The following is a 24,525-nucleotide window of genomic DNA, read 5'->3' on the forward strand; positions in this document are numbered from 1 at the left end:
AGGTGGCCGAACGGGGTATAGCCTTTCGCATGCGCCGAGATCAGGAACATGCGCTGGAAGTGCGGCTGGCGGTCGCGGCCGTCGGGGCCGTGGTACTGCTGGTGCCGTTCGCGGTGATCGCGGCCATGGTCGTCGGCGACGTCGACTGGCTGCACGCGGTCGACCAGGACGTCTCGGTGTCGGTGCACGACGTCGCCCTCGGACATCCGGCCCTGGTCGACTTCATGGCGGCGTGGTGCCTGGTGTTCGACCCGTGGGTGTGGCGCCTGGGCGCGCTCGCGCTGGTGATCTGGCTGGTGAGGCGGGGCTCGCGGCCGCTCGCGTGGTGGGTCGCCATCACGATGGCGGCGGGTGGGCTCCTCGGCGTACTGCTGAAACTGCTCTTCGAGCGGCACCGGCCGTCGTTCCTCGACCCGGTGGCCATGGCGGCGGGCTATTCGTTCCCGTCGGGGCACGCCCTGAACAACGCGCTCGGCGCGGCCGTCTTTCTGATGGTGCTGCTGCCGATGACGCGCCACCGGCCGCGCCTGCGCCTGGCCCTGCTCGTCGCGGGCATCGGCATCCCGTTCGTGACCGGCGTCTTCCGGGTCGGCCTGGGCGTGCACTGGGTCAGCGACGTGCTCGGCGGCTGGATCTTCGGCCTGGCCGTGGTCGCGGCCACGACCACGGCGTTCCTGGCCCGCCGCCGTCGCCGCCGGCGGCGCGAGGCCCTGACCGACGCCATGGCCCGGTGACGCCGCCAACCGGCCCTATGGCTCGCTGACGATCTCCACCACCGGCACGATCCACTTCTCGGCGACGCCCCGGCGCTCCAGGGCGAACCGCACCCACCGGCGCAGCGCACCGGGCAGCGCGGCCCGCTCCTCCGCCTCCAGGGCGACCTTCTCCTCGGGCAGCCAGTCGACCTGGAAGAACTGCACCCAGGCCGGGCTCCAGCTCAACGGGCCGCTGGTGAAGTAGCTGTCGCCGAAGTCGAGGAACAACTCGGCCAGGCGCCGCACGATCGGATCGCGCGTCTCGAACTCGTCCAGGATCCCGGCCCGCTCCGCCTCGTCCATCTCGGTCCGCTCGCGCGGGGCGGGCAGATGGTCCCGGCAGCGCGACCAGACCAGCGCCCGCAAGTCGGCGTAATCCTCGATGCCGGGCTGGAACGGGGCGTCGTCGGTGCCGCGCATCGCGTCGGCCAGCTCGGCCAGGATCTCCTCGACGGGATGCTCGCTGAGCGGCCGCTTCCAAGCCTCGAGGGCGTTCGGCTCGAGAATGGTCAGCCGCTCCGCCCAGACGATGCCGGTGAAGTAGACCTCGGCCATCAGGACGTGCGGCACCAGGCCGTACTCGATGAACAGGACGTGCTCGCTGTCGTACGGGTCGACCGAGCGATAAGCCCGCGACGGCGTGAAGGCGGGTGAGCCGAACCACGTCGGCAGCGGCTGGCTCTCGAACAGCCGCTCGATGGTCTCGTCGAGCAGCTTCCACTCCTCGGGCGGCGCCATCCGGCGCAGCGCGGCCACGGCGGACAGGGCGTGCTCCGACGGCGTGGCCGCGGCGTGCCGCACCACGTCCAGGCAGAGCTGATGCTCCCCGGCGGCCCGCCACGCCTCGCCGAGCCACCCGCTGGCCCACTCCTCGACGTCGAGGATCGTGTCCTCGTCACCGAACGCGAGGGCATCCTGCACCATGTACTCGGTGATGGTCAGATCGCGTACGGGGTGCCCGACGCGTATCGACTTACCCCCGCTCGACTTACCCCGGCCACGGCTTCTCGGCATCCTGCGACTCTAGTGCAGCCGGCTCCACAGGAACTCCAAAGTGACGGCCCACAGTGTCGACGCCTGCTCGTTGTCGGCGGCCGCGCCGTGGCCGCCCTCGACGTTCTCGTAATACAGGGTCTCGTAGCCGTGCTCGCGCAGCCGGGCGGCCATCTTGCGGGCGTGCGCGGGGTGCACACGGTCGTCGCGGGTCGAGGTGATGAGCAGGATCGGCGGGTAGGGCAGACCGGGGCGGACATTCTCGTACGGGGAGAAGGTGCGCAGGAAAGCCCAGTCGGCCGGGTCGCCGGGGTCCCCGTATTCGGCGATCCACGACTTGCCGGCGAGCAATCGCGTGTATCGGCGCATGTCGAGAATCGGGACCATGGCGACGATCGCGCCGAACAATTCCGGATAGCGGGTCAGCATGGCGCCCATCAGCAGGCCGCCGTTGCTGCCGCCCAGAGCGCCCAGCCGGTCGGGCGTGGTGAGGCCGCGAGCGACCAGGTCGGCGGCGACGGCCGCGAAATCCTCGAAAGCGCGGGGCCGGTTCTCCCGCAGGGCGGCGCGGTGCCAGGCCGGGCCGTATTCGCCGCCGCCGCGGATGTTCGCGACGACATGAGTGCCGCCGCGAGCCAGCCAGGCCCGGCCGAAAACGCCGCTGTATTCGGGTGTCTGCGGGATCTCGAATCCTCCGTACCCCTCAATGAGGGTCGGTCCCTCGGAGTCGCCGCCGATGACGAAATAGGGGACGCGGGTGCCGTCGGCCGAGGTGGCGAAGAATTGGCGCACCGACATGCCGTCGGCGTCGAAGAACGCCGGCTCCCGTTTGAGGACGGTGGTCGCGCCGCCGACCGTGCCCAGGCTGAGCGTGGCCGGTTGCAGAAAGCCTTCGGAGCAGATGAGGTACGAGTCGTGGCGGTCCGGATCGGAATCCTCGATCCAGGTGCTCGAGAAACCGGCCGCGTCCGGTAGAGGGCGGCGGCGCCATTCCGGCTCGTCCGGGGTCAGGATCTCCACATGACTGCGGACATCGGTCATCGTCACCAGGATCAGGTGGTGGCGGGTCCACGTGGTGGAGCTGAGCGACGTGCGGTCGTCCGGCCGGAACAGGAGCGTCAGATCGCGGTCGCCGGCGAGAAAGCGTACGAAATCAATCGCCAGTAAAGCGCCCGCCGGATGACCGAGCCACGGCGATCGGAGATGAATCACCATCCAGTCGCGGTGCACGCCATAGCCGGCGTCCGGCGGAATCTCTATCCGCACGAGCTCGCCGGACGGCCGCAGAAGGAACTCCTCGCTGTGGTAGAAATCGATGCGGCGGGTGATGAAGTCGCGCTCGTAACCCTCAGTGGTGTCGTGCCAGGCGCCGACTTCGACGTCCTCCGCATTCCCTTCGAAGACCAACTCCGCTTCGGTGAGCGGCGTACCGCGCCGCCAGCGCCGGACGACGCGCGGATAACCGGACGAGGTCAGCGACCCCGGCCCGAAGTCGGTGGCGACGAAAATGTGGTCGGCGTCGATCCACCCGACGTGACTTTTCGCCTCCGGCAGCGTGAAGCCGGCGTCCACGAAGGCCCGGCCCACCAGATCGAATTCGCGCACCACAACGGCATCGGCGCCGCCACGGGAAAGGCGGACGAGGCAGCGGTCGTACGAGGGACGCAGCACCGTGACGCCGCCCCACGTCCAATTCTCGCCCTCGGCCCGATTGAGCGCGTCGACGTCGAGGAGCACCTCCCATTCGGGTTCCTCGAGCCGGAACTGCTCGGCGGTGGTCCGCCGCCACAGCCCGCGCGGATGGTCGGCATCGGTCCAGAAGTTGTAATACAGCCCGTCCCCGCGCCACCCCGGCATCGGAATGCGCTCCTTGCTGTCGAGCACCTCCCGAATCGCCTCACGCAGCCGCCCGTCACCGCCGAGCGCCCCGAGCGATTCCGCATTGCGCTCGGCGACCCACCGCACCACATCGGGCCCGTCGAGTTCTTCAAGCCAGATGTACGGATCGTCAGGCACCCAGCCACCGTTACCTTTCAGTGCGCCTAAGCGAACACACGGTTGGTAGTCCTACCTTGCGATAGGACGGTCCCGGTCTTACCAGCGGATGCCGAGCCGGGTTCACGCTTCAACGCCACCTGCCCGCGTACACGGGTCTTCTGGTCGGCTCCACGTGCTGCCACCGGGCCACTCCCGGCAGTGTCGATTCCCGCAGCCAGGGCGGCGAGATTGAGGGAGGCGTTACGGTCACGGTCGATGACCAGATCGCACGATTCGCAGGTGTACACGCGCTCGGACAGGGCGAGCTTGGTTTTCACCGCACCACATGCCGAACAGGTTTTCGAGGATGGATACCAGCGGTCGGCGATGAGCAACAGGCCGCCGTTCCAGGTCATTTTGTAGGCGAGTTGCCGGCGAATCTCGGCGAAGCCAGCGTCTGCGATGTGCCGGGCCAAGCGCCGGTTGGCGAGCATGCCGGTCACTTCGAGGTCTTCGATGACGACCGTGGCGTACGTGCGGGCCAGGCCGCTGGCGAGCTTGTGCAGCCCGTCACGACGGAGATGAGCGACGCGGGCGTGTGCGCGGCCGAGTCGGCTCGCAGCTCGGTCCCAGCGTTTTGATGGGCGGCGGCCGGCGCTCCGGTCGGGGCCGCTCTTTCGTGATAGTGCCCGGCCCAGCACGCGGAGCCTGGCCTGGGCGGCCACCAGGTGTCTTGGGTTGTCGATCAGTGCGCCGGTGGACAACACGGCAAGGTGTTTGATCCCGACGTCGACACCCACCACCGAGCCCGGCCGTGCCGGCGTCCGGTCGGCGCGTTCGACCTCGACGGTGAACGACACGTGCCAGCGGCCGCTGTCACGGCGAACCGTCGCGGACATGATCCGGGCGGTGCCATTCTCGACGCGACGGACGAGCTTGCGGGCGGACTCGTGCAGCTTCAACCGGCCCAGCCTTGGCATCACTACATGCATGCGGTCCGATTCAACCCGGATCGCTCCGGTGGTGAACCGCACGGACGGGGTGGTGCGGCGGCGGGACTTGAACCGAGGAAACCCGACCGGCCGACCAGCCCGCCTGCTCCTGCGCGAGTTGAACCAGTTAGTCAGCCCGCGGGCGAGGCCGTCGAGGCCGGTGTTGAACGCCTCCTTGGAGACCTCGGTCCACCACGGGGCGACGTCTCGTTTGGCGGCGTTCCATGCCCTACGCAGTCCGGCCAGCGACCACGACAGCAACGGCGTCAACTGCTCATCCGGCACGCCGTACGAACGCTCGGCAGCCCGCTGGTCCATGACCGCCTTCACCCGGGCCAATGCCCAGTTGTGCGCCACCCGGGCCGCCCCGGCATGTGCGTACGCATCACGCTCCTGGCTCGGGGTGAGGTCGAGTGCGAACCGATAGGCCTGGATCGCCTTCATGCCGAGCCGGCCTTGTTCATCCCGCCTAAGCGAGCGAACCGGTCGCGGTGCTCGATCACGACGATGGACGCGGTCGGGTTGCCTGGCGGGGCGGTGACCCGCTTCCAGCGCCTGATCCGCGGTGTGGGAACCGGCAGAGTTCCAGCCACGAATCGCCGCGACGACGCGATGCCGGTCGGCTGCGCCCATTCGTCAAGGTGCACATAGGCAGCATAGATGCCGCGCGAAGCGTAGAGGATGCTTGATCTGTCAGCAGCTGACTACCCTTTCGTCGTGTACACGGCCTTCCTGCTGTCCCGCCGCACGATGGTGAGCCCGAGCTACCACATGTTCATGGTGTTCGATCCGGCCTACGAGGAGCCGGCGGAGCTCGAGATCGCCATCTCGGCCGCGATCGCCGGCACAGTGGGCTGGGCCGAGGGGGTGGTGGCAGTCAGCACGGCGCAGGATCTGGCCCGGGTCACCGTGGACATCGAGGTGCTGCCCGCGACGCCACCACCGGCCGACGTCTTCGCGGAGAATCGGCTGCTCGTGCCGACCGGCGCCCTGGCCGTCGACAAGTCCGCCGACTCCGAGTTCCACCTCGGCATCGCCTTGCCACCCGGGCCGGGCACGTACGGCGCCCGGCTCCTCGGGACCGGCCGCGCCGAGGCCCGGCGCGGCTGTGACGAGGCCTTCGCGCCCGGCTTCACCCACGAGAGCAGCGTGGCGGCGGTGGCCGGGCTCGCCGGGATCGAGCACTACCGGCTCCAGGTGTGGCACCTGTCGTCCGAGCCGGACTGGACCGAGGAGGACGATCAGCCGCGCCTCATGCCTGCGTAGACGATCGCCAGCGTGCGGGTCCGCAGGTTGTCGTCCCACCGGCCCTGCAGCGCTCCCCGGCAGAGGCTGACCAGCAGGGCCATCACCTCGGGCAGCTCGACCGTCGCGGCCACGGTGCCGTCGGCATGGGCCCGCCGCAGCAGTGCTGGCGACGACGTGGTCGTCGAGACCCCGTTCGCCGCGCCCGGCCGACCCACCCGCATCGAGGGCAAGCACCAGGTCCTCGATTTCACGCGGAAGGGCCAGGCCGCTTTTCCCGTACGCTTCGACGACTGCCGACACATAGTCATCCACCAGACCGCCGACCCGGACAACGGGCGCGACCGCCGCCCCGTCGAACTCACCGTCCAGGCCGGCCTGGCGGGATCCATCTGGCGCCACGATGGCGAGGGGACACCGCGCCCTGCGGCGATCTCTCGAAGAGTCGAAGGCCAACAAGGTTGCCGGCTTCGGACGGTGCTCACCGGCGGAGCAGTGAAGATCAGGGCGCCACATTCTCGGCGCGCCAGCGGATCTTCACTGTGCGCCAGAGCAGGCGAACGCCGAGCCGGTCAGCAAGAACGCCATGGCGGAGAAGAGCGTGGCGGCGGCGGTGTTCCAGAAGCGTGAGCGCCGCACCTTCCTCATGGCGTCTGTTGTTTGTGGCCGGCTGTGCAGTGGTAGCAGAGGTAGAGGTCTGGGGAGGATCTGTACCACTCGTGGGCGCCGCAGTCCTTGGTGCCCTTCGGGGCCAGGGGCAGCAGGGCGAAGGGCAGGTGGGTTCGCAGCCTGGTGCGCCAGCGGTAGCGGGGCATGGTCAGAGGCTGATCCAGTAGCGCTTCACGGTCTTGCCGTCGGTGGTGCGGATGTCCTCCAGGACGCCGCCGTTGGACTCGATGGTGCGGGCCGACGGTATGTTGCCGGGGTCGCAGGTGATCAGGACGCGGTCCAGGGGCAGCGTGCGGGCCTCGTCGAGGATCTGGGACACGGCCCAGCCGGCCAGGCCGCGGCGGCGGGCCGACGGGCGGACGCTGTAGCCGATGTGGCCGCCGTAGTTGAGCAGCATGTCGTTGAGGGTGTGGCGCAGGGCGATGGCGCCCAGGTACTGGTCGTCCTCGACGATCCAGCGGTAGGAGCAGTGCACCCAGCCGTCGGCGGGGGGAACGGCCGGGTCCTGTTCGGCGAGCAGCCGCCGCACCCAGGTGGCGAAGCCGGCATCCGTGTCGACCTCGTCGGTGGGGCGAAGGCCGGCGCCGTCCTGGTGGGTGCCGGGGCCGAACTCGTCGCGGGACTCCAGCCACGACTTGTGCAGGCGTGTCGTCGGGGCGATCAACTCGGGCATGAGGCCGAGAGTAGGTCACGGGGTCGCGGGCAAAGTCAGCAGCGTCTGGATCTGGGACTGGCGGCGGGCCGTCACGGTCTCGGCCAAATGGCGTGCGGGTGGGTAGGCGCCGGAAGTGGTCTCCATGCGGGCGGTCTCGACCACGTTGCCCAAGTGGCCCAGGAGCAGGCTTACGGCCGTACGGTCGAAATCGGGTGAAGAGCGAAGCTCGGCTATGTCGGACGGCCGCAACATGTGCAGCGAGCCGTGGCCCTCGTGCGAGGTGGAGGGGGCGGTCAAGGGCTGGCTCCAGCCGAGCAGCCAGCGCTGCATCTGGGCCAGCTCCTCCTGCCACTGGGCTTGAAGCTCGGCGGCGAGGGCCTTGAGGCGGGGGTCGGTGGCGCGTTCGGTCGCCAGAGCGGTGATCGAGGAGCCCTCGGCGATCTGGGTGATGCCCATCTGCAGGTACATCACATCGGTGCCGGTGAAGGCCGCAGCCGGAGGGCCGGTCTCCGGCTGCGCGGTGCAGCCGGAGACCAGCAGGATCGCGACCAGCGCGGCCCGCAGGGCTAGTTTCGCGCCCACAGGGCCGGCACGTTCGGCGGCTCCCAGCCGGCCAGGGCGGTGTGCGCCTGGCGGCAGGTGTAGGAGACGCCGTTGTAGGTGACGACGTTGCCGGGGGAGTACGCGGTGCCGGCGCGCCACGTGCCGGTCGCCGGAGGCGTGGTGGTCGGGGGAGTGGTGGGTGGGGTCGTCGTGGGTGGGGTGGTCGGCGGCGTGGTCGGGGGTGTGGTGCCGCCGCCGCCGATGTTCACGTCGACGCAGGCGTAGAAGGCCATGGCCGTGTCGGCGACGTTCCACCGGGCCAGCACGGTCTGCCGGCCGGTGAAGCCCTTCATGCCGACCGTGTGGGACTTGGTGGCGCCGGGCTGCGCGCCGCCGTCGTTGAAGGAGGCCAGCAGCGTGTTGCCGATGAAGTACTCCCACGTGCTGGTGGAGTGGCGGGCGGTCAGCACCCAGTTGAAGGTGACGGACTGACCGACCGAGGCGGCCGGCCAGCTGCGGTTGTTGTCGTTGAGCACGGCGAAGCGGCTGCCGCCGCCGTTGCACTGCATCGAGCCCTTGGGGGCCTCGACGCTTTGCGGCTCGTAGACGATGTCGCCGCAGTTGGCCACGGCGCCGCTGGCGCAGTTGGCCTGGCGGCTGGGCGGTGACGAGATGTAGCCGTGCGCCGCGGCGGGGGAGACCGCGACGAACAGGGAGGCCACCAGGGCTCCGACGGTTAGTGCGGGGAGGGTGAAACGGCGTCTCATGAAGCACTCCTTCATGGGAGGGGATGCCGCCCAACTTAAGTTAAAGACTGTTAACAGTAAAGAGACCCATCGATTTCTGATCCTTTAATTAAGCTGGTGAAAGAAGCAGCCGATTGAGGAACTCGTGCGCAACATCCATGACGTCCTCGACGCGCGGGCCGTGACGACCCTCTTCCAGCCCTTGATCGAGATCTCGACCGGGCGGCCGATCGGCTACGAGGCCCTCAGCCGCGGTCCGGCCGGCACCCCGTGGGAGTCGCCGGTCGCCCTCTTCGCGGCCGCGCGGGAGGCCGGCCGGGAAGGCGAGCTCGACTGGATCTGCCGGGCCCAGGCGTACCGGACCATCCTCGCGGCCGAGCCCGACAACACCCTCACCTGGTTCGTGAACATGGAGCCCACGGCGGCCCGTACGGTGTGCCCGCCCGACCTGGCGCCGGTGGTGAAGCTGGCCCGCGGCCGGCTGCGGGTGGTCACCGAGATGACCGAGCGGGCCATCGCCCGGGACCCGTCCGGCCTGCTCTCGGCCGCGGCGGCCTGCCGCGACGCCGGCTGGGGAGTGGCCCTGGACGACGTCGGGGCCGACCCGCTGTCGCTGGCCTTCATGCCGTTCGTGCACCCCGACGTGGTCAAGCTCGACATGCAGCTGCTGCGCGAGCCGGGCGACCCGCACACGGCCAAGGTGGTCGCCGCCGTGGCCGCGTACGCCGAGGCCAGCGGCGCCGTGGTGCTGGCCGAGGGTATCGAGACGCCGGAGCACCTGGCCATCGCCCGCACCATGGGCGCCACGATCGGGCAGGGCTGGCTGTTCGGCCGCCCGGGCCCGCTCGCCCCGTCCCGGATCGCCAACGCGCGGATGCCGTTCATTCCGCCACCGCCGGTACCCGACCGCCGCAGCCCGTTCGAGATCGTCGCCGCCCGCCGGCCGGTCCTGCGCACCACCAAGGACCACCTCATGCCGACCAGCCGGCACCTGGAGGCCCTGGTCGAGGTGGGCGAGGAGGCGCCCGTGCTGCTGGCCTGCTTCCAGGAGGCCCGGCACTTCACGCGGGCCACGGCCCGCCGGTTCGAGCGGTACGCCGCGATGAGCCCGCTGGTCGCGGCGCTGGGCACGGGTCTGGCGGCCGAGCCGGTGCCCGGCGTCCGGGGCGCCTGCCTGGACGACGGGGACGCCCTGCGCGGCGAGTGGAACGTGATCGTGGTCGGGTCGCACCGGGCGGCCGCGCTGGTCGCCAAGGACCTGGGCGACACCGGGGCGGAGGGTGACCGCCGCTTCGACTTCGCGCTGACCCACGACCGCGCCCTGGTCGTCGAGGCCGCCCGGTCGCTGCTGACCCGGATCGCCCCGGCCCGGAGCGCGACCGCCTCCCTGGCCGCCGCTGTCTGAAGGTCAGGCGCGCCGGTCGAGGAACTCGTAGACGTCCTGGGCGTCGACGCCGGGGAAGGTGCCGGGTGGGAGGGCGGCCAGCAGGTGCGAATGCACGCGGGCGCTGGGCCAGGCGTTGCCGGCCCAGCGGTCGACCAGGTCGGCGGGCGGGCGGCGGCAGCAGCCGGGGTCGGGGCAGCGTGAGACCGTACGCCGGGTGGTGTCGCCCCCACGGAACCAGCGGGCGTGCTCGTACGGCGTGCCGACCGTGACCGAGAACTCGCCCGAGCGGGTCGACTCGATGTGGACCGTGCACCAGTACGTGCCGGCCGAGGTGTCGGTGAACTGGTAGAACGACGAATACGGGTCGTCGGCCTGGAAGATGGTGCGCGAGGCCCACTTGCGGCAGATCGGCTGGCCCTCGATCGCGCCGGTCACGTCGCGGGGGAAGCGGACCCCGTCGTTCTCGTACGCCTTGTAGACGATCCCGTTCTCGTGGACCCGGGTGAAGTGCACCGGAATGCCGAAATGATGGGTCGCGAGGTTGGTGAAACGGTGGGCCGCGGTCTCGTACGACACCCCGAAGGCGTCCCGGAAATCGTCGATGGCCAGCGCCCGGTCGGCCTTGGCCTCCTTCAGGAAGGCGACCGCGAACTTCTCGGGCATGAGCAGGGCCGCCGCGAAGTAGTTGGCCTCGACCCGCTGCCGCAGGAAGTCGCCGTAATCGGCCGGCTCCGGATGGCCGAGCACGAAATGCCCGAGCGTCTGGAGCACCACCGCCCGCGGATCGTGGCCCTTGCCGCTGGCCACCTGCGGCAGGTAGATCCGCCGGTTGTTGAGGTCGGTCACCGAGCGTGTGGAGCCGGGCAGGTCGTTCACGTAGTGCAATGAGAAGCCCAGTTGCGCCGCGATGTCGAGGATGCCGCGCTGCGACAGCGGGCCGGTCGTGTGCTTGATCGGCCGCAGCACCTGAGCCGCGGCCTGCTCGATCTCGGCGAAGTAGTTGTCGCGCTCGCGCATGTTCACCCGCAGCTGCGCGTTGGCCCGCCGGGCCACCTCGGGCGTGGCGCTCTGCTCGGTGAGCAGCCGGTTGAGCTCGCGATGCAGGCCGACCAGCGATTCCAGCGCATCCGCGGGCAGGCGGCGGCCACCACGGACCAGAGGCAGACCCGAGCTTTCGTACGCCGGTGAGCGCTGGAAATGAGCGAGCTCGATCTCCAGTCCGGCGCGCCGGCTCGGGGCCTCGGCCCGCAACAGCTCCTGCATCCCGACGCCGAGCGCGCTCGCGAGAGCCTGCAGCACCGACAGCTTGGGCTCGCGCTTGCCGTTCTCGATCAGGGAGAGCTGCGACGGCGCCCGGCCGACCGCCTCGCTGAGCTGCTCCAGCGTCAGGTTCTTGCTCTTGCGCAGGTGGCGGAGCCGCTGTCCCAGCGTGACGAGGTCGACCTCGGTGGGCTCAGCGGAAGGCGAAGCGGTCACGCGTTTGACGCTAACAGAAATTCCGCGTTTCTTCTCGTCACAAACGCCTTCAGTGGCCTTGGCAAAGTGCGCGACAGTCAAATTCTTCCACCGAGAAGCACGCGACAGGGCACGGAAGGGACTTATCACCATGACTGATCAGCTGACCGAAGTTCGTGGCGGTACCGCATCGGACCTCACTCGGGCATGGGCCGGCGATCCCCGGTGGCTGGGCATCAAGCGCAGCTACACCGCGCAGGACGTGGTCAAGCTGCGCGGCAGCGTCCAGGAGCGGCACACGCTGGCCGAGCGCGGGGCGCAGCGGCTGTGGGAGCTGCTGCACAGCGAGGACTACATCAACGCGCTGGGCGCGCTCACCGGCGGGCAGGCCGTCCAGCAGGTGCGGGCCGGTCTCAAGGCCATCTACCTGTCCGGATGGCAGGTCGCCGCGGACGCCAACCTGAGCGGCAACACCTACCCCGACCAGTCCCTCTACCCGGCCAACTCGGTGCCCGCGGTCGTCCGCCGCATCAACAACGCGCTGATGCGGGCCGACCAGATCGACACCGCGGCCGGCCGGCACGAGCGCGACTGGCTGGCGCCGATCGTGGCCGACGCCGAGGCCGGCTTCGGTGGGCCGCTGAACGCGTTCGAGCTGATGAAGGCCATGATCGTGGCCGGTGCGGCCGGCGTGCACTGGGAGGACCAGCTCGCCAGCGAGAAGAAGTGCGGCCACCTCGGCGGGAAGGTGCTCATCCCGACCGGTCAGCACATCCGCACGCTGAACGCGGCCCGGCTCGCGGCCGACGTCCTCGGTGTCCCGTCGCTGGTCATCGCCCGGACCGACGCGCTCGCGGCCGACCTGCTGACGACCGACGTCGACGAGCGCGACAAGCCGTTCCTGACCGGTGAGCGTACGGCCGAAGGTTTCTTCCGGGTGCGCAGCGGACCCGATGCTGCCATCTCGCGCGGTGTTGCCTACGCGGACTACGCCGACCTGCTCTGGGTCGAAACCGGCAAGCCCGACCTCGAGTTCGCCCGGTCGTTCGCCGAGGCGGTGCACAAGGAGCACCCGGGCAAGATGCTAGCGTACAACTGCTCGCCGTCGTTCAACTGGAAGCGCAACCTCGACGACGCCGACATCGCCCGGTTCCAGAAGGAGCTCGGCGCGATGGGCTACAAGTTCCAGTTCGTCACGCTGGCCGGCTTCCACGCGCTCAACCACTCGATGTTCGAGCTGGCCCGCGGCTACGCCGAGAGCGGCATGACGGCGTACGTCAAATTGCAGGAGGCCGAGTTCGCGGCCGAGGCCGACGGCTACACGGCGACCAAACACCAAGCCGAGGTTGGTACGGGCTACTTCGACGCCGTGTCGACCGCGCTCAACCCGGAGTCGTCCACGACCGCGCTCAAGGGCTCGACCGAAACGGAGCAGTTCTGATGGCCAACGAGGAAATCACGATTACGGGTACGACCGAGGGCCGCTACGCCGAGATCCTGACCCCGGAGGCCATCGAGTTCGTGGTGGCGCTCGACCGGGAGTTCGGGGCGCGCCGGGTCCAGCTGCTCGAACGACGCCGGCGGCGCCGGACGACGCGTACCTCCGAATTGGACTTTCTGCCCTCGACCCAGCACATCCGCGACGACGCGTCGTGGACGGTGGCGGCCCCGGCGCCCGACCTGCTGGACCGGCGGGTCGAGATCACCGGGCCGCCCGAGCGCAAGATGACGATCAACGCGCTGAACTCGGGCGCGAAGGTGTGGATGGCCGACTTCGAGGACGCGACCGCGCCGACGTGGGAGAACGTGGTCATCGGGCAGCTGAACCTGCGCGACGCGCTGGACGGCACGCTCGACTTCACGTCCGACGAAGGCAAGGAATACAAGGTCAACGGCTGGATCCCGACGATCATGGTGCGGCCGCGCGGCTGGCACCTGCCCGAATGCCACGTCCGGATCGGCGGGCGAGCGGTGTCGGCGACCCTGTTCGACTTCGGGCTGTACTTCTTCCACTGCGCGCAGAGGCAGATCGACCGCGGCTCGGGGCCGTACTTCTACCTGCCCAAGCTCGAGTCGCACCTGGAGGCGCGGCTCTGGAACGACGTGTTCGTGTGGGCGCAGGAGACGTGCGGGATTCCGCGGGGCACCATCCGGGCGACGGTGCTGATCGAGACGATCACGGCGGCGTTCGAGATGGACGAGATCCTGTACGAGCTGCGCGAGCACTCGGCCGGGCTGAACGCGGGCCGCTGGGACTACCTGTTCAGCATGATCAAGAACCGGCCGGACGTGGTGCTGCCGGAGCGCTCGCAGGTCACGATGACGGCGCCGTTCATGAGGGCGTACACCGAACTGCTGGTCAAGACCTGTCACCGGCGCAACGCGCACGCCATCGGCGGGATGGCGGCGGTCGTGCCCAGCCGCGACCCGGTGGCGGCGAAGAGGGCGCTGAACCAGGTCCGGCAGGACAAGAGGCGCGAAGTCGGCGACGGCTTCGACGGGTCGTGGGTGGCGCACCCGGGCCTGGTCGAGACGTGCCGCGACGTGTTCGACCAGTGGCTGGGGGACGAGCCGCACCAGATCGTGCGCAAGCGCGAGGACGTGCAGGTGGGCGCGACCGAACTACTGGACGTGAAGGCGGTCGGGGTGCAGGTCAGCGAGGTGGCGCTGCGCAACAACGTGAGCGTGGCGTTGCGTTACATCGCGGCCTGGCTGGGTGGTCGCGGGGCGGTCGCCCTGGGCGGCCTGATGGAGGACGCGGCCACGGCGGAGATCTGCCGGGCCCAGCTCTGGCAGTGGATCAACTCCAGCACGCCGACCGACTACGGGGTGCCGGTCAGCGCGGCGCTCGTGACGCGGATGCTGCGCGAAGAGCTGGACGTGCTCAGCGAGACGGGCGCCCTGGACGAGGACTCGGCTCGGCGCTTCGGGCAGGCCCGGACGCTGTTGACTGTGTTGCTGACCGAGCGGACCTGTCCTGAGTTCCTGACGCTGCCGGCTTACCTGCGGCACATGTCGGGCGGGGCGGCGGTTGCTGCTCCTTCGCCTACCGCTGAGGCTACTGTCGCGGCCTAGGCGGTTCCCAGGAAACGGCGCGGCCTGGCACCGGTCGCGCCGTTTTCTGCGTTGGACTTTCTTACGCACGACGGCCGGGGGGAGAGGGTGCCACAACAGAGCCGTCAGGCTTGATGCTCTGTTGTGGCACCCTCTCCCCCCGACCTTGCATTCGAGATGGTGGCGGCTGGGTGGTGGGTTGCTGACTGCTGTGCGGATGGTGCGGCGTGCGGTCACCTGTCGGTGGGTGGTGGGGAGCTGTTCGCTGCCGCGACGGGGTGCGGGTGGGGAGCCGGTTACGCAGGCCCGCTGGGTGGTGGGCTGGGCGGCAATTCCAGGCCGGTTGCGCGGGCGGGGCCAAGGTCGTCTGTTAAGCCTGTGCGGGCTTCGGGCCGGCAGTCCGGCCGGCGCCGGCGCCGATGAGTGCGAATCCGAAGGCGGCCGTTCCGGCGGCAACGCAGGCCGGCGCCGCCGCGTCGTTGCCGTCAGTCCGCAAGGCGAGCGACATGCCGGGAACGGCCTCGGCCGCGTTCACCTCCACGGAGGCGTCGCTGGAGGCCCGTTCCACGAAGCGGATCCGCACATTCGGTGAGCGGTCGGCCGTGCGATGTCCGACAGCGCCTGGGGGCTCTGTCCCACCCGGCGACATCGTCCCAATCGGAAGCGCCGCGACCGAGCCGGCGCCAGGCAACAGCCGCGGAAGCACCCGCGCAGCGTTAGTCGCACTAACCAAAAAGGGCCGCAGTCACGGGGAGGTGGGCTCGGGTGGATCGGGCTCAGGAAGCCGGAGTGGGTGGTGTGGTGTCGCCGGCACCCGTGGTCGTGTCGGGCAGCGGCGGGTGAGGCTGGGCGTAGGGCTGCGGCTGCGGCGGGACGGCCTGGAACGGGGTGGGCTGCGGCGGGTTCGCCTGGAACGGGGCGGGCTGCGGTGGGGCGGTTTGGAGCTGGGCGGCGTGGTGGTAGGCGGCCTGGGTGGCGTGGTGGTGTGCCGCGGCCTGTTGGGCCTGGGTGGCCTGGGCGGCGAAAGCCTCGTGGGCTTTGGGGAATGAGACGAACTGGCCCTTCTCGTGTACCTGGCCGTTGGCGACGATCATGCGGTTGGCGCCTCGGATGGCGATGATGTAGCCGGCCAGGAAGGCGAGGATCGCGAGGAAGGTCAGTGGGGCGTCGGCGTTGTCGGGGGCGGCGTCGAGCAGGAGGACGCACAGCACGCCGACGGCGATCACCGAGAGGCCGATCGTCAGGCCCTTCTTGCGGCGCTGGGCGCACTGGGCGCAGAAAGGCCAGGCGGGGGACTCGACCGTCTTGCGGGTGGCGAAGACGAAGATGAGGAACGGGAGGGCGCCGGCCAGCAGGAGCAGGTAGGCCCAGCCCTGGACCCGGGAGATGAAGCGGGTCTTCTTGTGCTCCACGGCGGGCTGGCCGTGGCGGGCGCAGACGGTGGGGGTGCCCCAGCCCGTCGCGACGAACTGGGCGGGGATATGAACCTGGACGGACAACTGGAGCCTCCTGCGTTCCACAATGACCGCGTCATGATCCACTGCCCTCGACGACGGTCGTGCTCGGGGGCGGTCATACGATCTCGGGAGGAGACGCCGCGGGGGCTGCGCATGGGGGTCCGGGAGGGCGTTGACGGATGGCTTCGGTGTCGGCCGGGGACTGTGTCGTGTGCTGCCGATAGTGCGGATCTGGGGGACGACGACCAGGCCGTCACCATGTGGGACCAGCCGGTGGTCACGGTTCGGGCCCGGGGCGGGTCGGCCAAGAGCCGGAGTTGCCTGGACAAGGTGATCTCCGACTTCAACGGGCTCACCGCGACGACGGACCTGAAGGTGGTCCCGGGTGCGGCCGACATCGAGGTCTACTTCGGGACCGAGTCGAGGTTCCGTGCCATTGAGCCGCACTACGTCAGCGGTAACGATGGATTCTTCTACCTGTAGGGAACGCTGCCACCTGATCCGGATGGGCCTGTACGGCGGGCGGTGCGGCCGGGGGATGGCAAGGGCGTGATCCGGCAGACGGTGACGGTGAAGTAGGGCCGGCCGGGTTTTTCGGTGGCTGGGACGGTGTTCTTCGAGGGGTGGTGCGATGCTGAGGAGATCCCTGAACCGCCGCTGGGAGGATGCCCCATGCTGCCCCTCACTGAAGCCAACCTGACGTCGCTGCCCGCGGGGGTGGCCGTGCCGAACTATGACCGGGGCCGGCTGCGTACCGGCATCGTGCATTTCGGAGTTGGTGGATTTCACCGCGCCCACCAGGCCATGTATCTGGATCGACTGATGAGTGCGCAGGCCGCCTTCGACTGGGCGATCTGCGGTGTGGGGGTGATGCCGGCCGACCGGCGGATGCAGCAGGTCCTCGGTGCCCAGGACTGCCTGTACACGCTGGTGGTGAAGGCGCCGGACGGGATGCTGGACGCGCGGGTCATCGGGTCGATCAAGGAGTATCTGTTCGCGCCGGACTCGCCGGACGCGGTGATCGAGAAGATGGCGCAGCCGGAGGTGCGGATCGTCTCGCTGACGGTGACCGAGGGCGGGTACAACTTCAACGCGGTCACCGGCGAGTTCATGGCCGACAACCCGGACGTGCAGCACGACCTCGCCCTGCCGAGGGAGCCGCGGACGACGTTCGGGCTGATCACCGCGGCGATCGAGCGGCGGCGGGACCGTGGGGTGCCGCCGTTCACGATCATGAGTTGCGACAACATTCAGGGCAACGGGGACGCGGCGCGGCGCAGCTTCGTGTCGTACGCCGGACTGCGGGATCCGGGCCTGGCCGCGTACGTGGAAGAGAACGTGCGGTTCCCGAACAGCATGGTCGACCGGATCACTCCGGTGACCACCGACGACGACCGGGACGAGGTGCGCAAGCACTTCGGGATCGAGGACGGCTGGCCGGTGGTGTGCGAGCCGTTCACTCAGTGGGCGCTCGAGGACAAGTTCTCCTCGGGGCGGCCGCCCTTCGAGGACGCCGGCGTGCAGGTCGTGGCGGACGTGGAGCCGTACGAGCTGATGAAGTTGCGTCTCCTGAACGCCTCGCACCAGGCGCTGTGCTACTTCGGATATCTGTCGGGCTACCGGCTCGTGCACGACGTGACGCGGGATCCGGTGTTCGCGCAGTTCCTGCTCGCCTACATGGAGCGGGAGGCGACGCCGACGCTGGAGCCGGTGCCGGGGGTCGACCTGCGCGAATATCAGCATCAGCTGATCGACCGCTTCTCCAACGCGCAGGTCAAGGACACGGTGGCGCGGTTGTGCGCGGAGAGCTCGGACCGGATCCCGAAGTGGCTGCTCCCGGTGATCCGGCAGAACCTCGCGACCGGCGGCGACATCCTGCTGTCGACGGCGGTGGTGGCGTCGTGGGCGCGCTATGCGACAGGGGTGGACGAGCACGGGCAGCCGATCGAGGTGGTCGACCGGCTGCGCGATCAGCTGGTGTCGCTGGCCCGGCGGCCGGAGCCGTTGGCGTTCATCCAGAACCGGGAGTTGTTCGGGGATCTCGCGGACAACGAGCGCTTCGTGGCCGCGTACACCTCGGTCCTGAACAGCCTGACCACCCGCGGAGCGAAAGCGACGCTGGAAGCCCTCGTGGCCGGAGCGCTTTAGGCGGGAATGGTTCGTTTGGCGAAGACCGGGCGGGCCCATTGCGTCGCCCGGTCGAGGATCGACCGGAACATGATGACGACGCAGACGATGCCGTTGAAGAACGAGGCGGTGACGTCGGTCGGGTGGTGCATTCCGCGGTAGAGGCGTGCGGTGGCGACCAGCAGCGGGACGAGCACGAGAAGCCAGGCCAGGCGCTTGGCCCAGGTCTTCTTGAGCATCACGCTGAGCAGGACGGCCAGGCCCACGTAGAGGGCGACGGCGGCCGAGGTGTGCCCCGACGGGAAGCTCGAGGTGGGCGGCGAGTCGTCCAGATGCTGAACGGCCGGGCGCTGCCGGTCGATGACCAGCGTGGTGAAGAGGAAGACGAGGGCCTGGGCGCTGACGGCGGCGCAGAGGAAGAGAGGCTCGCGCCAGCGGTGCAGCGTGAACCGCAGGCCGATGGCGACGGCCGCGGTGATGCCGATGACGACGGGCGTGCTGCCGAGCAGGCTGAAGAACTCGGAGACGTTGTTGAGGATCGCGTCCCGGTGCGACGCGAAATCCCGGTTGATGGTGTCCTCGGCGGTGAAGGGCCAGTCGTGCGCCCAGACCTTGGTGATGAGCAGGCCGAGGGCGACCATGACGCCGAACAGCACGGTGACGGGCAGCAGGATCCGCTTGGCCACCTGCCCGAGGGAGGTGGCCCACGTCGATGTCTCGGGGGGCATGGGGCGATGCTTTACCCGATCGGGCGACACGCCAATCAGCCGAGGGCGACGACGCGGTTGGTCAGGGTGCCCAGCGCCGGCGAGGCGATCTCGATCGTGTCGCCGGGACGCGTGGTGAAGTCGGCGTCCGGCACGACGCCGGTGCCGGTCAGCAGGACGACGCCGGTGGGGAAGGTGAGCGCGCGGAACAGCCAGGCGGCCAGGTCGTCGAAGCCGCGCGCCATCGCCGCCGTCGTGGTCGTCGCGGCGTACACCTCATCGCCGTCACGCCGGACGCGCAGGCTGATCTCGAACGGGCCCGGCGCCACGGCCCAGCTCGGCACGATGCCCGGGCCCAGGGCGCAGGAACGGTCGTAGATCTTCGCCTGCGGCAGGTAGAGCGGGTTCTCGCCCTCGATCGACCGGCTGCTCATGTCGTTGCCCAGGGTGTAGCCGAAGATCTCGCCGGCCGAGTTGAGGACCAGGCCGGCCTCGGCCTCGGGGACGTCCCAGCCGGAGTCGCCGCGGATCGCGACGGCGTCGCCGTCCCCGACGGCCCGCCACGGGCTGGACTTGAAGAAGAGCTCGGGGCGATCGCTGTCGTAGACGTCGTCGTAGAGCGAACCGTGCCCGGACTCCTCCTTGCGCCCGTCGCGACTGCGCCGGTACGTCACCCCGGCCGCCCACACCTCCTGCTCGTCGACCGGCGCGAGCACCTCGTCGCCGGGCATGGCGCCGACAGCGTCGCGGGCGGCCGTCTCGACGACGGCCCGGGCCTGCTCGAGAGGGAGGGCGAGCAGGCCGGCGAGCGTGCCGCCGAGCTCGTGCCACCCGTCGCCCGAGCGCACCGCCCAGCGCGTCTTGTCGCCGTCACGCAGGCGATACAGAGAGATCGACATCAGACCATCCTAGGTGCGGAGATACTCTCATCGAATGCCCCGTGTGGTACCGGCGGTCAGCCGCGCGCTCGACATCCTCGAACTGTTCCTGCACCGCCCGCAGCTGTCCGCCCGCGAGGTGATGGAGCGGCTCGACCTGCCGCGCACCACCGTTCACGAGCTGCTCGTGACTCTCGTCGAGCGCTCGTACCTGATCGTCGTGCCGGGCCAGCCGGTGCAGTACCGGCTCGGCCTGCCGCTGTTCCAGCTCGGCGCGGCCTTCGCGGGCCGGCTCGATCTGGTGCACGAGGCGCAGAACGTCACGCGGGAGGTCGCGGCCGTGTGCAACGAGGCGGTCCACGTGGCGGTGCTCGACGGAGCGGACGTCGTCTATCTCGTCAAGGTCGACAGCACGCACCCGGTCCGGATGGTCTCCGGTGTCGGGCTGCGGCTGCCGGCGCACTGCACGGCGGTGGGCAAGGTGCTGCTGTCGAGCCTCGGCCGGGCGGCGCTGGACGACGTCCTGGCGAAGGGTGTGCTGCCGGGCATGACGCCGGACAGCATCACCGACCCGGACCGCCTGCGGGAGCATCTCGAGCGGGTGCGGGCCGACGGCGTCGCCGTCGACGTCGGTGAGTCCGACGGCGCCATGCGCTGCGTCGCGGCCGGGATCCGGGATCATTCCGGCGCCGTCATCGCGGCCATGAGCGTCTCCGCGCCGATCATCCGCTGGACCCCCGAGGCGCACGGGGAGTGGACCCAGTTGGTCCGGGACGGGGCGGCCAGGCTGTCCGCGCGCATGGGATATCCGCAGCAGTCTCGATAGCCGACTTTCAGACATTGACACCCTTCGCGGTCCTGTTCTAGCGTCGCGTCCACTCCATACGAAATATCGAACCACGGTTCGAGATTTCGAACAACAAGCGAGGGGACATATCATGCGGACCAGGCGCGAATTTCTGGGGATGGGGGTGGGGGTGCTCGGCGCGGCCGGCCTGGCGGCGTGCGGCGGAACCTCGACGTCGTCCACGGCTGTGCCGGCGGACGTTCCGAAGGAGCTGCTCGACGCCGCGGCGCCGATGAAGGGCACCTCGATGGGGCTGCTGTCGCAGAAGCTCTACTCGACGGCGGCCAACGACGCACTCGACAACTCGATCAAGAAGTTCGCCGACGCCACCGGCTCGAAGATCGAGAACAGTCTCGTCCAGGCCGACGCCGGTGACGTGGTCGCCAAGATCGACGCCGAGGTGAAGGGCGGCGTGGCCCGCGATCTGGCGTTCATGACCGACTCACGGTTCATCGCGCAGTTCCACGCGCTGGGCGACCTGGAGGACGTGACCGACGTCGTCGAGGCGCTGACCGCCAAGTACGGCGAGCCGTGCGCCGAGGCCAAGAACTTCTGCGTCTTCGACGGCAAATGGTTCGCGATCCCGTACCACTTCATCGGGATCGGCTCGTTCCTGCGCAAGGACTGGATGCAGGAGAAGGGCATCACCCCCAAGGACACCTACTCCTGGGAAGAGCTGCGCGAGGTGTGCCTGGCCATCTCCGACCCGGGCAAGCGCCGGTTCGGCTGGGGCATGTCGGTGAACCGGTCCGGCGACGGCAACGGCCTGATCGAGGCGCTGATCAACTCGTACGGCGGTGCGATCGCCTCGAACGACGGCCGGAAGGTCACCTTCGACTCCCCGGAGACGGTGCAGGCGGTGACCTTCCTGGGCGACATCTACACCAACCCCAAGTACAAGCCGATGTTGCCGCCGGGCGTGGCCAGCTGGACCGACACCAGCAACAACGAGAACTGGCTGGCCGGCGTCCTCGGCTACACCCGCAACAGCTTCAGCGTCTACGCGGACTCCAAGACCAAGAAGAATCCGGTGTACGGCAACACGCACGTCTTCTCCGACTGCACCGGCCCCGCGACCACCAAGTCGCTGCTGCTCGGGCAGTCACAGGGCTTCGTGGTCTTCAAGGGCGCCAAGAACGCTCCGCTGGCCAAGCTCCTGGCCCAGTACCTGATCACCGCGCCCGCGCTGGTCGGCGTCTCCAAGGAGGCGCCCGGCCTGGTGATGCCGGCCTGGGAGAAGGTGTGGGACGCCGACCCGTACTTCAGCGGCGGTGACCCGGCGTTCCCCATGGTCCGCACCATGTCGCAGCAGCCGCTGCCGCTGTCGACCAAGAACGGCCTGAAGTTCCCGCAGAAAGCCAGCGCCGGGCAGCAGGCGGTCGTAGCAGCCTACGTCCTGACCGACATGATGCAGCAGGTCGTGCAGGGAACGCCGCCCGCGCAGGCCGTGACGGCGGCCCACACGAAGATGGCGCAGATCTTCACGCAGCAGGGGCTGCCGCAGTGACAGCCCTACGGTCGGCGCCGGCCCCGGTGAAGAGACCACCGGGGCCCGGCTCCCTCACGAAGACCCAGCGCCGGCTGGGCCGTGACTGGCGGCTGGCGGTGCTGTTCCTGGCGCCCACGGCCGTGCTGGTCGGCGTGCTCGTGCTCCTGCCGATCATCCGGTCGGCGATCACCAGCACCACGGAACGGCACGGCGCGGACAGCGTGTTCGTCGGCCTCGACAACTACCTCGCCCTGGTGAGCGACGACCAGTTCCGTACGGGCGTGGTGAACTCCTTCGTCTTCACCGCGTACGCCGAGATCTTCAAGGTCGTTCTGGGTCTGGCCGCGGCCCTGCTGCTGCACAACCTGGCCCGCGGAAAGGCGCTGCTGACCGGGCTCCTGCTGGTGCCGTGGGTGGTGCCCACGGTGGTGACGGCGTTCAGCTGGCGGTCGCTGCTCGACCCGATCTTCGGCAGCGTCAACACCCTGCTCACCGCCTCGGGCATCGGGCCGCTGCTGGCCGAGGTGCATCTGGTCGACAGCTGGCCCGCGGGCTGGCTGTCCGACGCGTCGCTGGCGATGCCGTCGGTGATCCTCGTCAACGTGTGGAAGGGGGTGCCGTTCTTCACCGTCTGCTTCCTGGCCGGGCTCAAGGCCATCCCGGCCGATCAGTACGAGGCGGCCACCATCGACGGCGCGTCGGCCCGGCAACGGTTCACCCACGTGACGCTGCCCGGGCTGCGCCACGTGATCACCGTGACGGTGACCCTGTCGTCGATCTGGACGTTCAACAACTTCGACCTCATCTGGCTGCTGACGCAGGGCGGCCCGGGCGACGTGACCGCGCCGTACGTGCTCGTCGCCTACTCCAAGGCGATCCTGCAACTGCAGTACGGCGCCGGGGCGGCGGTCACCCTGGTCATGCTGCCGGTGATCGCCGCGCTGGTGTTCTTCCTGGTCCGGCTCCTGCGCGAGGATCGCGGGACCGGTCCGGCCCGACCACCGGGAACGATCAGGAAGGCGCTGCCGTGGAGCATCGCCGCGGTCTTCACCGTCCTGCTGGCCTGGGCCGCACCGGACATCTTCTGGAAGGCGGCGGTGATCCTCGCGGTGATCCTGGTGATCGCCTGGGCCGTCGGCCGGGTGGTCGCGGGCCGCCGGCGTACGTCATCGGGGGTGTCGGGCCTGGGGCTGGCGGCGCTGCTGGCGTTCGTGCTGGGGCCGATGTACTGGATCGCCGTCACCGCCTTCAAGACCGAGGGGCAGGTCGTCGCCCGGACCGGCGACCTGTGGCCGGCGCCGTGGAGCCTCGAGCAGTTCACCGCCCTGTTCGCCAACCAGCCGTTCGGGCGCTGGTATCTCAACACGCTGCTGGTGTCGGCGGCGTCCACCGTGGTCGCTCTGGTCTGCGCCGTGCTGGCCGGATACGCGCTGGCCCGGCTGCGGTTCCGGGGAGCGCAGGGCTTCACCGTCACGGTGCTGCTCACCTACGTGATGCCGGGCGCGCTGCTGTTCATCCCGCTGTACCAGTTGCTCATCGGGGCCAGGCTCACCGACTCGCTGTGGTCGCTCGTGGTGACCTATCCGACCTTCACCATCCCGTTCGCCACCTGGCTGCTGGCCGGGTACTTCTCGTCGATCCCGGCCGAGCTGGAGGAGGCCGCGCTGGTCGACGGCTGCTCCCGCGTCCAGGCGTTCGGCCGCGTGGTCCTGCCCCTGGCCAAGCCGGGACTGCTGGCGGTCGCGCTGTTCACCCTGACCAACGCCTGGAACGAGTTCCTCTTCGCCTTCGTGTTCATCACGAAGGACGAGTACAAGACCCTCCCGGTCGGCATGCAGTCCATGATCGCCGGCGACGTCGTCCCCCAGGGGCAGCTCGCCGCGGCCTCGCTGCTGGTGAGCATCCCGGTGGTCGTGATGTACGCCTTCGGGCAGCGCTTCCTGACCGAGGGCCTCACCGCGGGCGCGGTCAAGGGCTGACGTCCTTGGACTTCTTGGGCTTCTTGGGCTTCTTCGACTTGGCGGGCCTACCCGGTTTCGCCGTCTCGGCGGGGGTCGCCGCACCGCAGTAGGCCGCCACGGAAGCCTCGCCGCCGGCCGCGGCTTCGAGGTCCCGGCGATCCCGCCCGTTCATCGGCTTACCACCGGCGGCGGCCGTCAGCCAGGCCGCGCACCAGTCCGCTCGCGGAGGGGCCGAGCGGGCCGGCGTGGGCGCGTGGGACGGCGGGGGAGCCAGGGGAATCGGGGGAATCGGGGCGGTCGTCGGCGTGGGCGCGGGGGTCTGCGTGGCGGCGGGTTTCGACAGCAGGCCGGTCCGCGCCGCCACGGCGGTGCCCCCGGCGAGCAGGACGGACACCGCCGCCACGATGGACACGACGAGGGGCCGCAGGCGCTTCTTCTGCTTCGGGGCGGCCTGGCGGTACTCGGCGGCCATCGCGGCCGCCATCGCCTGCTCACCGCGCAGCTCGTCGGCGGTCGCGGGGGCGCGGAGGGCGCCGAGGAGGTGATCGAGCGCGGGGTCGTGCTCGTCCGGTGGCCGGATGGGCATGG

Annotated in this window: 24 protein-coding genes; 10 read left to right on the forward strand and 14 right to left on the reverse strand. The window is 69.7% G+C overall.

Features of this window, described 5'->3' with window-relative positions:
• The first annotated feature begins 29 nt into the window (after window positions 1–29).
• Window positions 30–734: a phosphatase PAP2 family protein gene (locus CRP55_RS16045; protein ID WP_097320808.1), complete on the forward strand. Its 705-nt coding sequence runs from the start codon at window positions 30–32 to the stop codon at window positions 732–734.
• 15 nt (window positions 735–749) lie between these two features.
• On the opposite strand, the gene CRP55_RS16050 is transcribed toward CRP55_RS16045, so the two are convergent.
• The 3 genes from CRP55_RS16050 to tnpB are packed head-to-tail and all read right to left on the reverse strand — an operon-like array spanning window position 750 to window position 5,350.
• Window positions 750–1,769, reverse strand: a complete 1,020-nt coding sequence (locus CRP55_RS16050) for a hypothetical protein (protein ID WP_143234652.1) — start codon at window positions 1,767–1,769, stop codon at window positions 750–752.
• A gap of 9 nt (window positions 1,770–1,778) precedes the next feature.
• On the reverse strand, window positions 1,779–3,764 hold the full coding sequence (locus CRP55_RS16055; RefSeq protein WP_097320811.1) for a prolyl oligopeptidase family serine peptidase: 1,986 nt from the start codon (window positions 3,762–3,764) through the stop codon (window positions 1,779–1,781).
• 26 nt (window positions 3,765–3,790) lie between these two features.
• Window positions 3,791–5,350 (reverse strand): IS607 family element RNA-guided endonuclease TnpB, encoded by a 1,560-nt coding sequence (gene tnpB / locus CRP55_RS16060; RefSeq protein ID WP_245923021.1) that lies wholly within the window; start codon window positions 5,348–5,350, stop codon window positions 3,791–3,793.
• An 84-nt stretch (window positions 5,351–5,434) separates the two neighbouring features.
• Here tnpB and CRP55_RS16065 point away from each other — a divergent pair, with 84 nt between their 5' ends.
• On the forward strand, window positions 5,435–5,983 hold the full coding sequence (locus tag CRP55_RS16065; RefSeq protein WP_097320816.1) for a hypothetical protein: 549 nt from the start codon (window positions 5,435–5,437) through the stop codon (window positions 5,981–5,983).
• Here the strand turns inward: CRP55_RS16065 and CRP55_RS53050 are convergent.
• The 5 genes from CRP55_RS53050 to CRP55_RS16085 all read right to left on the reverse strand — a co-directional run bounded on the left by CRP55_RS53050 (window position 5,959) and on the right by CRP55_RS16085 (window position 8,596).
• Window positions 5,959–6,186: an SbtR family transcriptional regulator gene (locus CRP55_RS53050; protein ID WP_179855202.1), complete on the reverse strand. Its 228-nt coding sequence runs from the start codon at window positions 6,184–6,186 to the stop codon at window positions 5,959–5,961. The genes CRP55_RS16065 and CRP55_RS53050 overlap by 25 nt on opposite strands.
• A 420-nt stretch (window positions 6,187–6,606) precedes the next feature.
• A complete protein-coding gene (locus CRP55_RS53055) occupies window positions 6,607–6,777 on the reverse strand; it encodes a hypothetical protein (protein ID WP_179855203.1) in 171 nt (56 codons plus the stop codon).
• A gap of 2 nt (window positions 6,778–6,779) precedes the next feature.
• Window positions 6,780–7,304, reverse strand: coding sequence for a GNAT family N-acetyltransferase (locus tag CRP55_RS16075; RefSeq protein WP_097320818.1), 525 nt, complete (start codon window positions 7,302–7,304; stop codon window positions 6,780–6,782).
• A gap of 15 nt (window positions 7,305–7,319) precedes the next feature.
• Entirely contained in the window at window positions 7,320–7,868 is a 549-nt protein-coding gene (locus CRP55_RS16080) for a DUF305 domain-containing protein (protein ID WP_097320820.1), read from the reverse strand.
• Complete coding sequence (locus tag CRP55_RS16085) at window positions 7,853–8,596, reverse strand: lytic polysaccharide monooxygenase (protein ID WP_097320822.1); 744 nt, start codon at window positions 8,594–8,596, stop codon at window positions 7,853–7,855. The genes CRP55_RS16080 and CRP55_RS16085 overlap by 16 nt, the downstream gene beginning before the upstream one ends.
• 124 nt (window positions 8,597–8,720) lie before the next feature.
• On the opposite strand from CRP55_RS16085, the gene CRP55_RS16090 reads away from it, so the two are divergent.
• Window positions 8,721–9,980, forward strand: coding sequence for a sensor domain-containing phosphodiesterase (locus CRP55_RS16090; RefSeq protein ID WP_097320824.1), 1,260 nt, complete (start codon window positions 8,721–8,723; stop codon window positions 9,978–9,980).
• A 3-nt stretch (window positions 9,981–9,983) separates the two neighbouring features.
• Here the strand turns inward: CRP55_RS16090 and CRP55_RS16095 are convergent, their stop codons facing one another.
• Complete coding sequence (locus tag CRP55_RS16095) at window positions 9,984–11,438, reverse strand: XRE family transcriptional regulator (RefSeq protein WP_179855204.1); 1,455 nt, start codon at window positions 11,436–11,438, stop codon at window positions 9,984–9,986.
• 130 nt (window positions 11,439–11,568) lie between these two features.
• Here CRP55_RS16095 and aceA point away from each other — a divergent pair, with 130 nt between their 5' ends.
• Together aceA and aceB are read left to right on the forward strand one after the other, a co-directional pair.
• The gene (aceA, locus tag CRP55_RS16100; RefSeq protein WP_097320826.1) at window positions 11,569–12,858 is read left to right on the forward strand and encodes an isocitrate lyase; all 1,290 of its coding nucleotides are present in this window, start codon (window positions 11,569–11,571) and stop codon (window positions 12,856–12,858) included.
• The gene (aceB, locus tag CRP55_RS16105) at window positions 12,858–14,492 is read left to right on the forward strand and encodes a malate synthase A (protein WP_097320828.1); all 1,635 of its coding nucleotides are present in this window, start codon (window positions 12,858–12,860) and stop codon (window positions 14,490–14,492) included. The genes aceA and aceB overlap by 1 nt, the downstream gene beginning before the upstream one ends.
• 349 nt (window positions 14,493–14,841) lie before the next feature.
• Here the strand turns inward: aceB and CRP55_RS16110 are convergent, their stop codons facing one another.
• Both CRP55_RS16110 and CRP55_RS16115 read right to left on the reverse strand, forming a co-directional pair.
• The gene (locus CRP55_RS16110; RefSeq protein ID WP_143234654.1) at window positions 14,842–15,039 is read right to left on the reverse strand and encodes a hypothetical protein; all 198 of its coding nucleotides are present in this window, start codon (window positions 15,037–15,039) and stop codon (window positions 14,842–14,844) included.
• 208 nt (window positions 15,040–15,247) lie between these two features.
• Complete coding sequence (locus CRP55_RS16115) at window positions 15,248–15,970, reverse strand: hypothetical protein (RefSeq protein ID WP_097320832.1); 723 nt, start codon at window positions 15,968–15,970, stop codon at window positions 15,248–15,250.
• A gap of 216 nt (window positions 15,971–16,186) precedes the next feature.
• Between CRP55_RS16115 and CRP55_RS16120 the strand changes: the two genes are divergently transcribed.
• Together CRP55_RS16120 and CRP55_RS16125 are read left to right on the forward strand one after the other, a co-directional pair.
• Window positions 16,187–16,411 carry a hypothetical protein gene (locus CRP55_RS16120; protein ID WP_143234656.1) on the forward strand — a complete coding sequence of 75 codons (225 nt, stop codon included), beginning with the start codon at window positions 16,187–16,189 and terminating at the stop codon, window positions 16,409–16,411.
• A 189-nt stretch (window positions 16,412–16,600) separates the two neighbouring features.
• On the forward strand, window positions 16,601–18,076 hold the full coding sequence (locus tag CRP55_RS16125) for a mannitol dehydrogenase family protein (protein ID WP_097320836.1): 1,476 nt from the start codon (window positions 16,601–16,603) through the stop codon (window positions 18,074–18,076).
• On the opposite strand, the gene CRP55_RS16130 is transcribed toward CRP55_RS16125, so the two are convergent.
• The gene (locus tag CRP55_RS16130; RefSeq protein WP_097320838.1) at window positions 18,073–18,783 is read right to left on the reverse strand and encodes a phosphatase PAP2 family protein; all 711 of its coding nucleotides are present in this window, start codon (window positions 18,781–18,783) and stop codon (window positions 18,073–18,075) included. The two genes, CRP55_RS16125 and CRP55_RS16130, sit on opposite strands and share 4 nt — an antisense overlap.
• 35 nt (window positions 18,784–18,818) lie before the next feature.
• The gene (locus CRP55_RS16135) at window positions 18,819–19,661 is read right to left on the reverse strand and encodes a fumarylacetoacetate hydrolase family protein (RefSeq protein WP_097320841.1); all 843 of its coding nucleotides are present in this window, start codon (window positions 19,659–19,661) and stop codon (window positions 18,819–18,821) included.
• Window positions 19,662–19,695: 34 nt separating this feature from the next.
• Between CRP55_RS16135 and CRP55_RS16140 the strand changes: the two genes are divergently transcribed.
• From CRP55_RS16140 to CRP55_RS16150, 3 genes are all read left to right on the forward strand, one after another.
• Window positions 19,696–20,466, forward strand: a complete 771-nt coding sequence (locus CRP55_RS16140; protein ID WP_097320843.1) for an IclR family transcriptional regulator — start codon at window positions 19,696–19,698, stop codon at window positions 20,464–20,466.
• Window positions 20,467–20,578: 112 nt separating this feature from the next.
• On the forward strand, window positions 20,579–21,994 hold the full coding sequence (locus CRP55_RS16145; protein ID WP_245923023.1) for an extracellular solute-binding protein: 1,416 nt from the start codon (window positions 20,579–20,581) through the stop codon (window positions 21,992–21,994).
• A 26-nt stretch (window positions 21,995–22,020) separates the two neighbouring features.
• Window positions 22,021–23,955 (forward strand): ABC transporter permease, encoded by a 1,935-nt coding sequence (locus CRP55_RS16150; RefSeq protein ID WP_245923025.1) that lies wholly within the window; start codon window positions 22,021–22,023, stop codon window positions 23,953–23,955.
• Here the strand turns inward: CRP55_RS16150 and CRP55_RS16155 are convergent.
• A complete protein-coding gene (locus CRP55_RS16155) occupies window positions 23,945–24,523 on the reverse strand; it encodes a hypothetical protein (protein WP_097320849.1) in 579 nt (192 codons plus the stop codon). The two genes, CRP55_RS16150 and CRP55_RS16155, sit on opposite strands and share 11 nt — an antisense overlap.
• Between the last annotated feature and the right edge of the window lie 2 nt (window positions 24,524–24,525).

It is taken from the genome of Paractinoplanes atraurantiacus (assembly GCF_900215205.1).
Lineage (GTDB): Bacteria > Actinomycetota > Actinomycetes > Mycobacteriales > Micromonosporaceae > Actinoplanes > Actinoplanes atraurantiacus.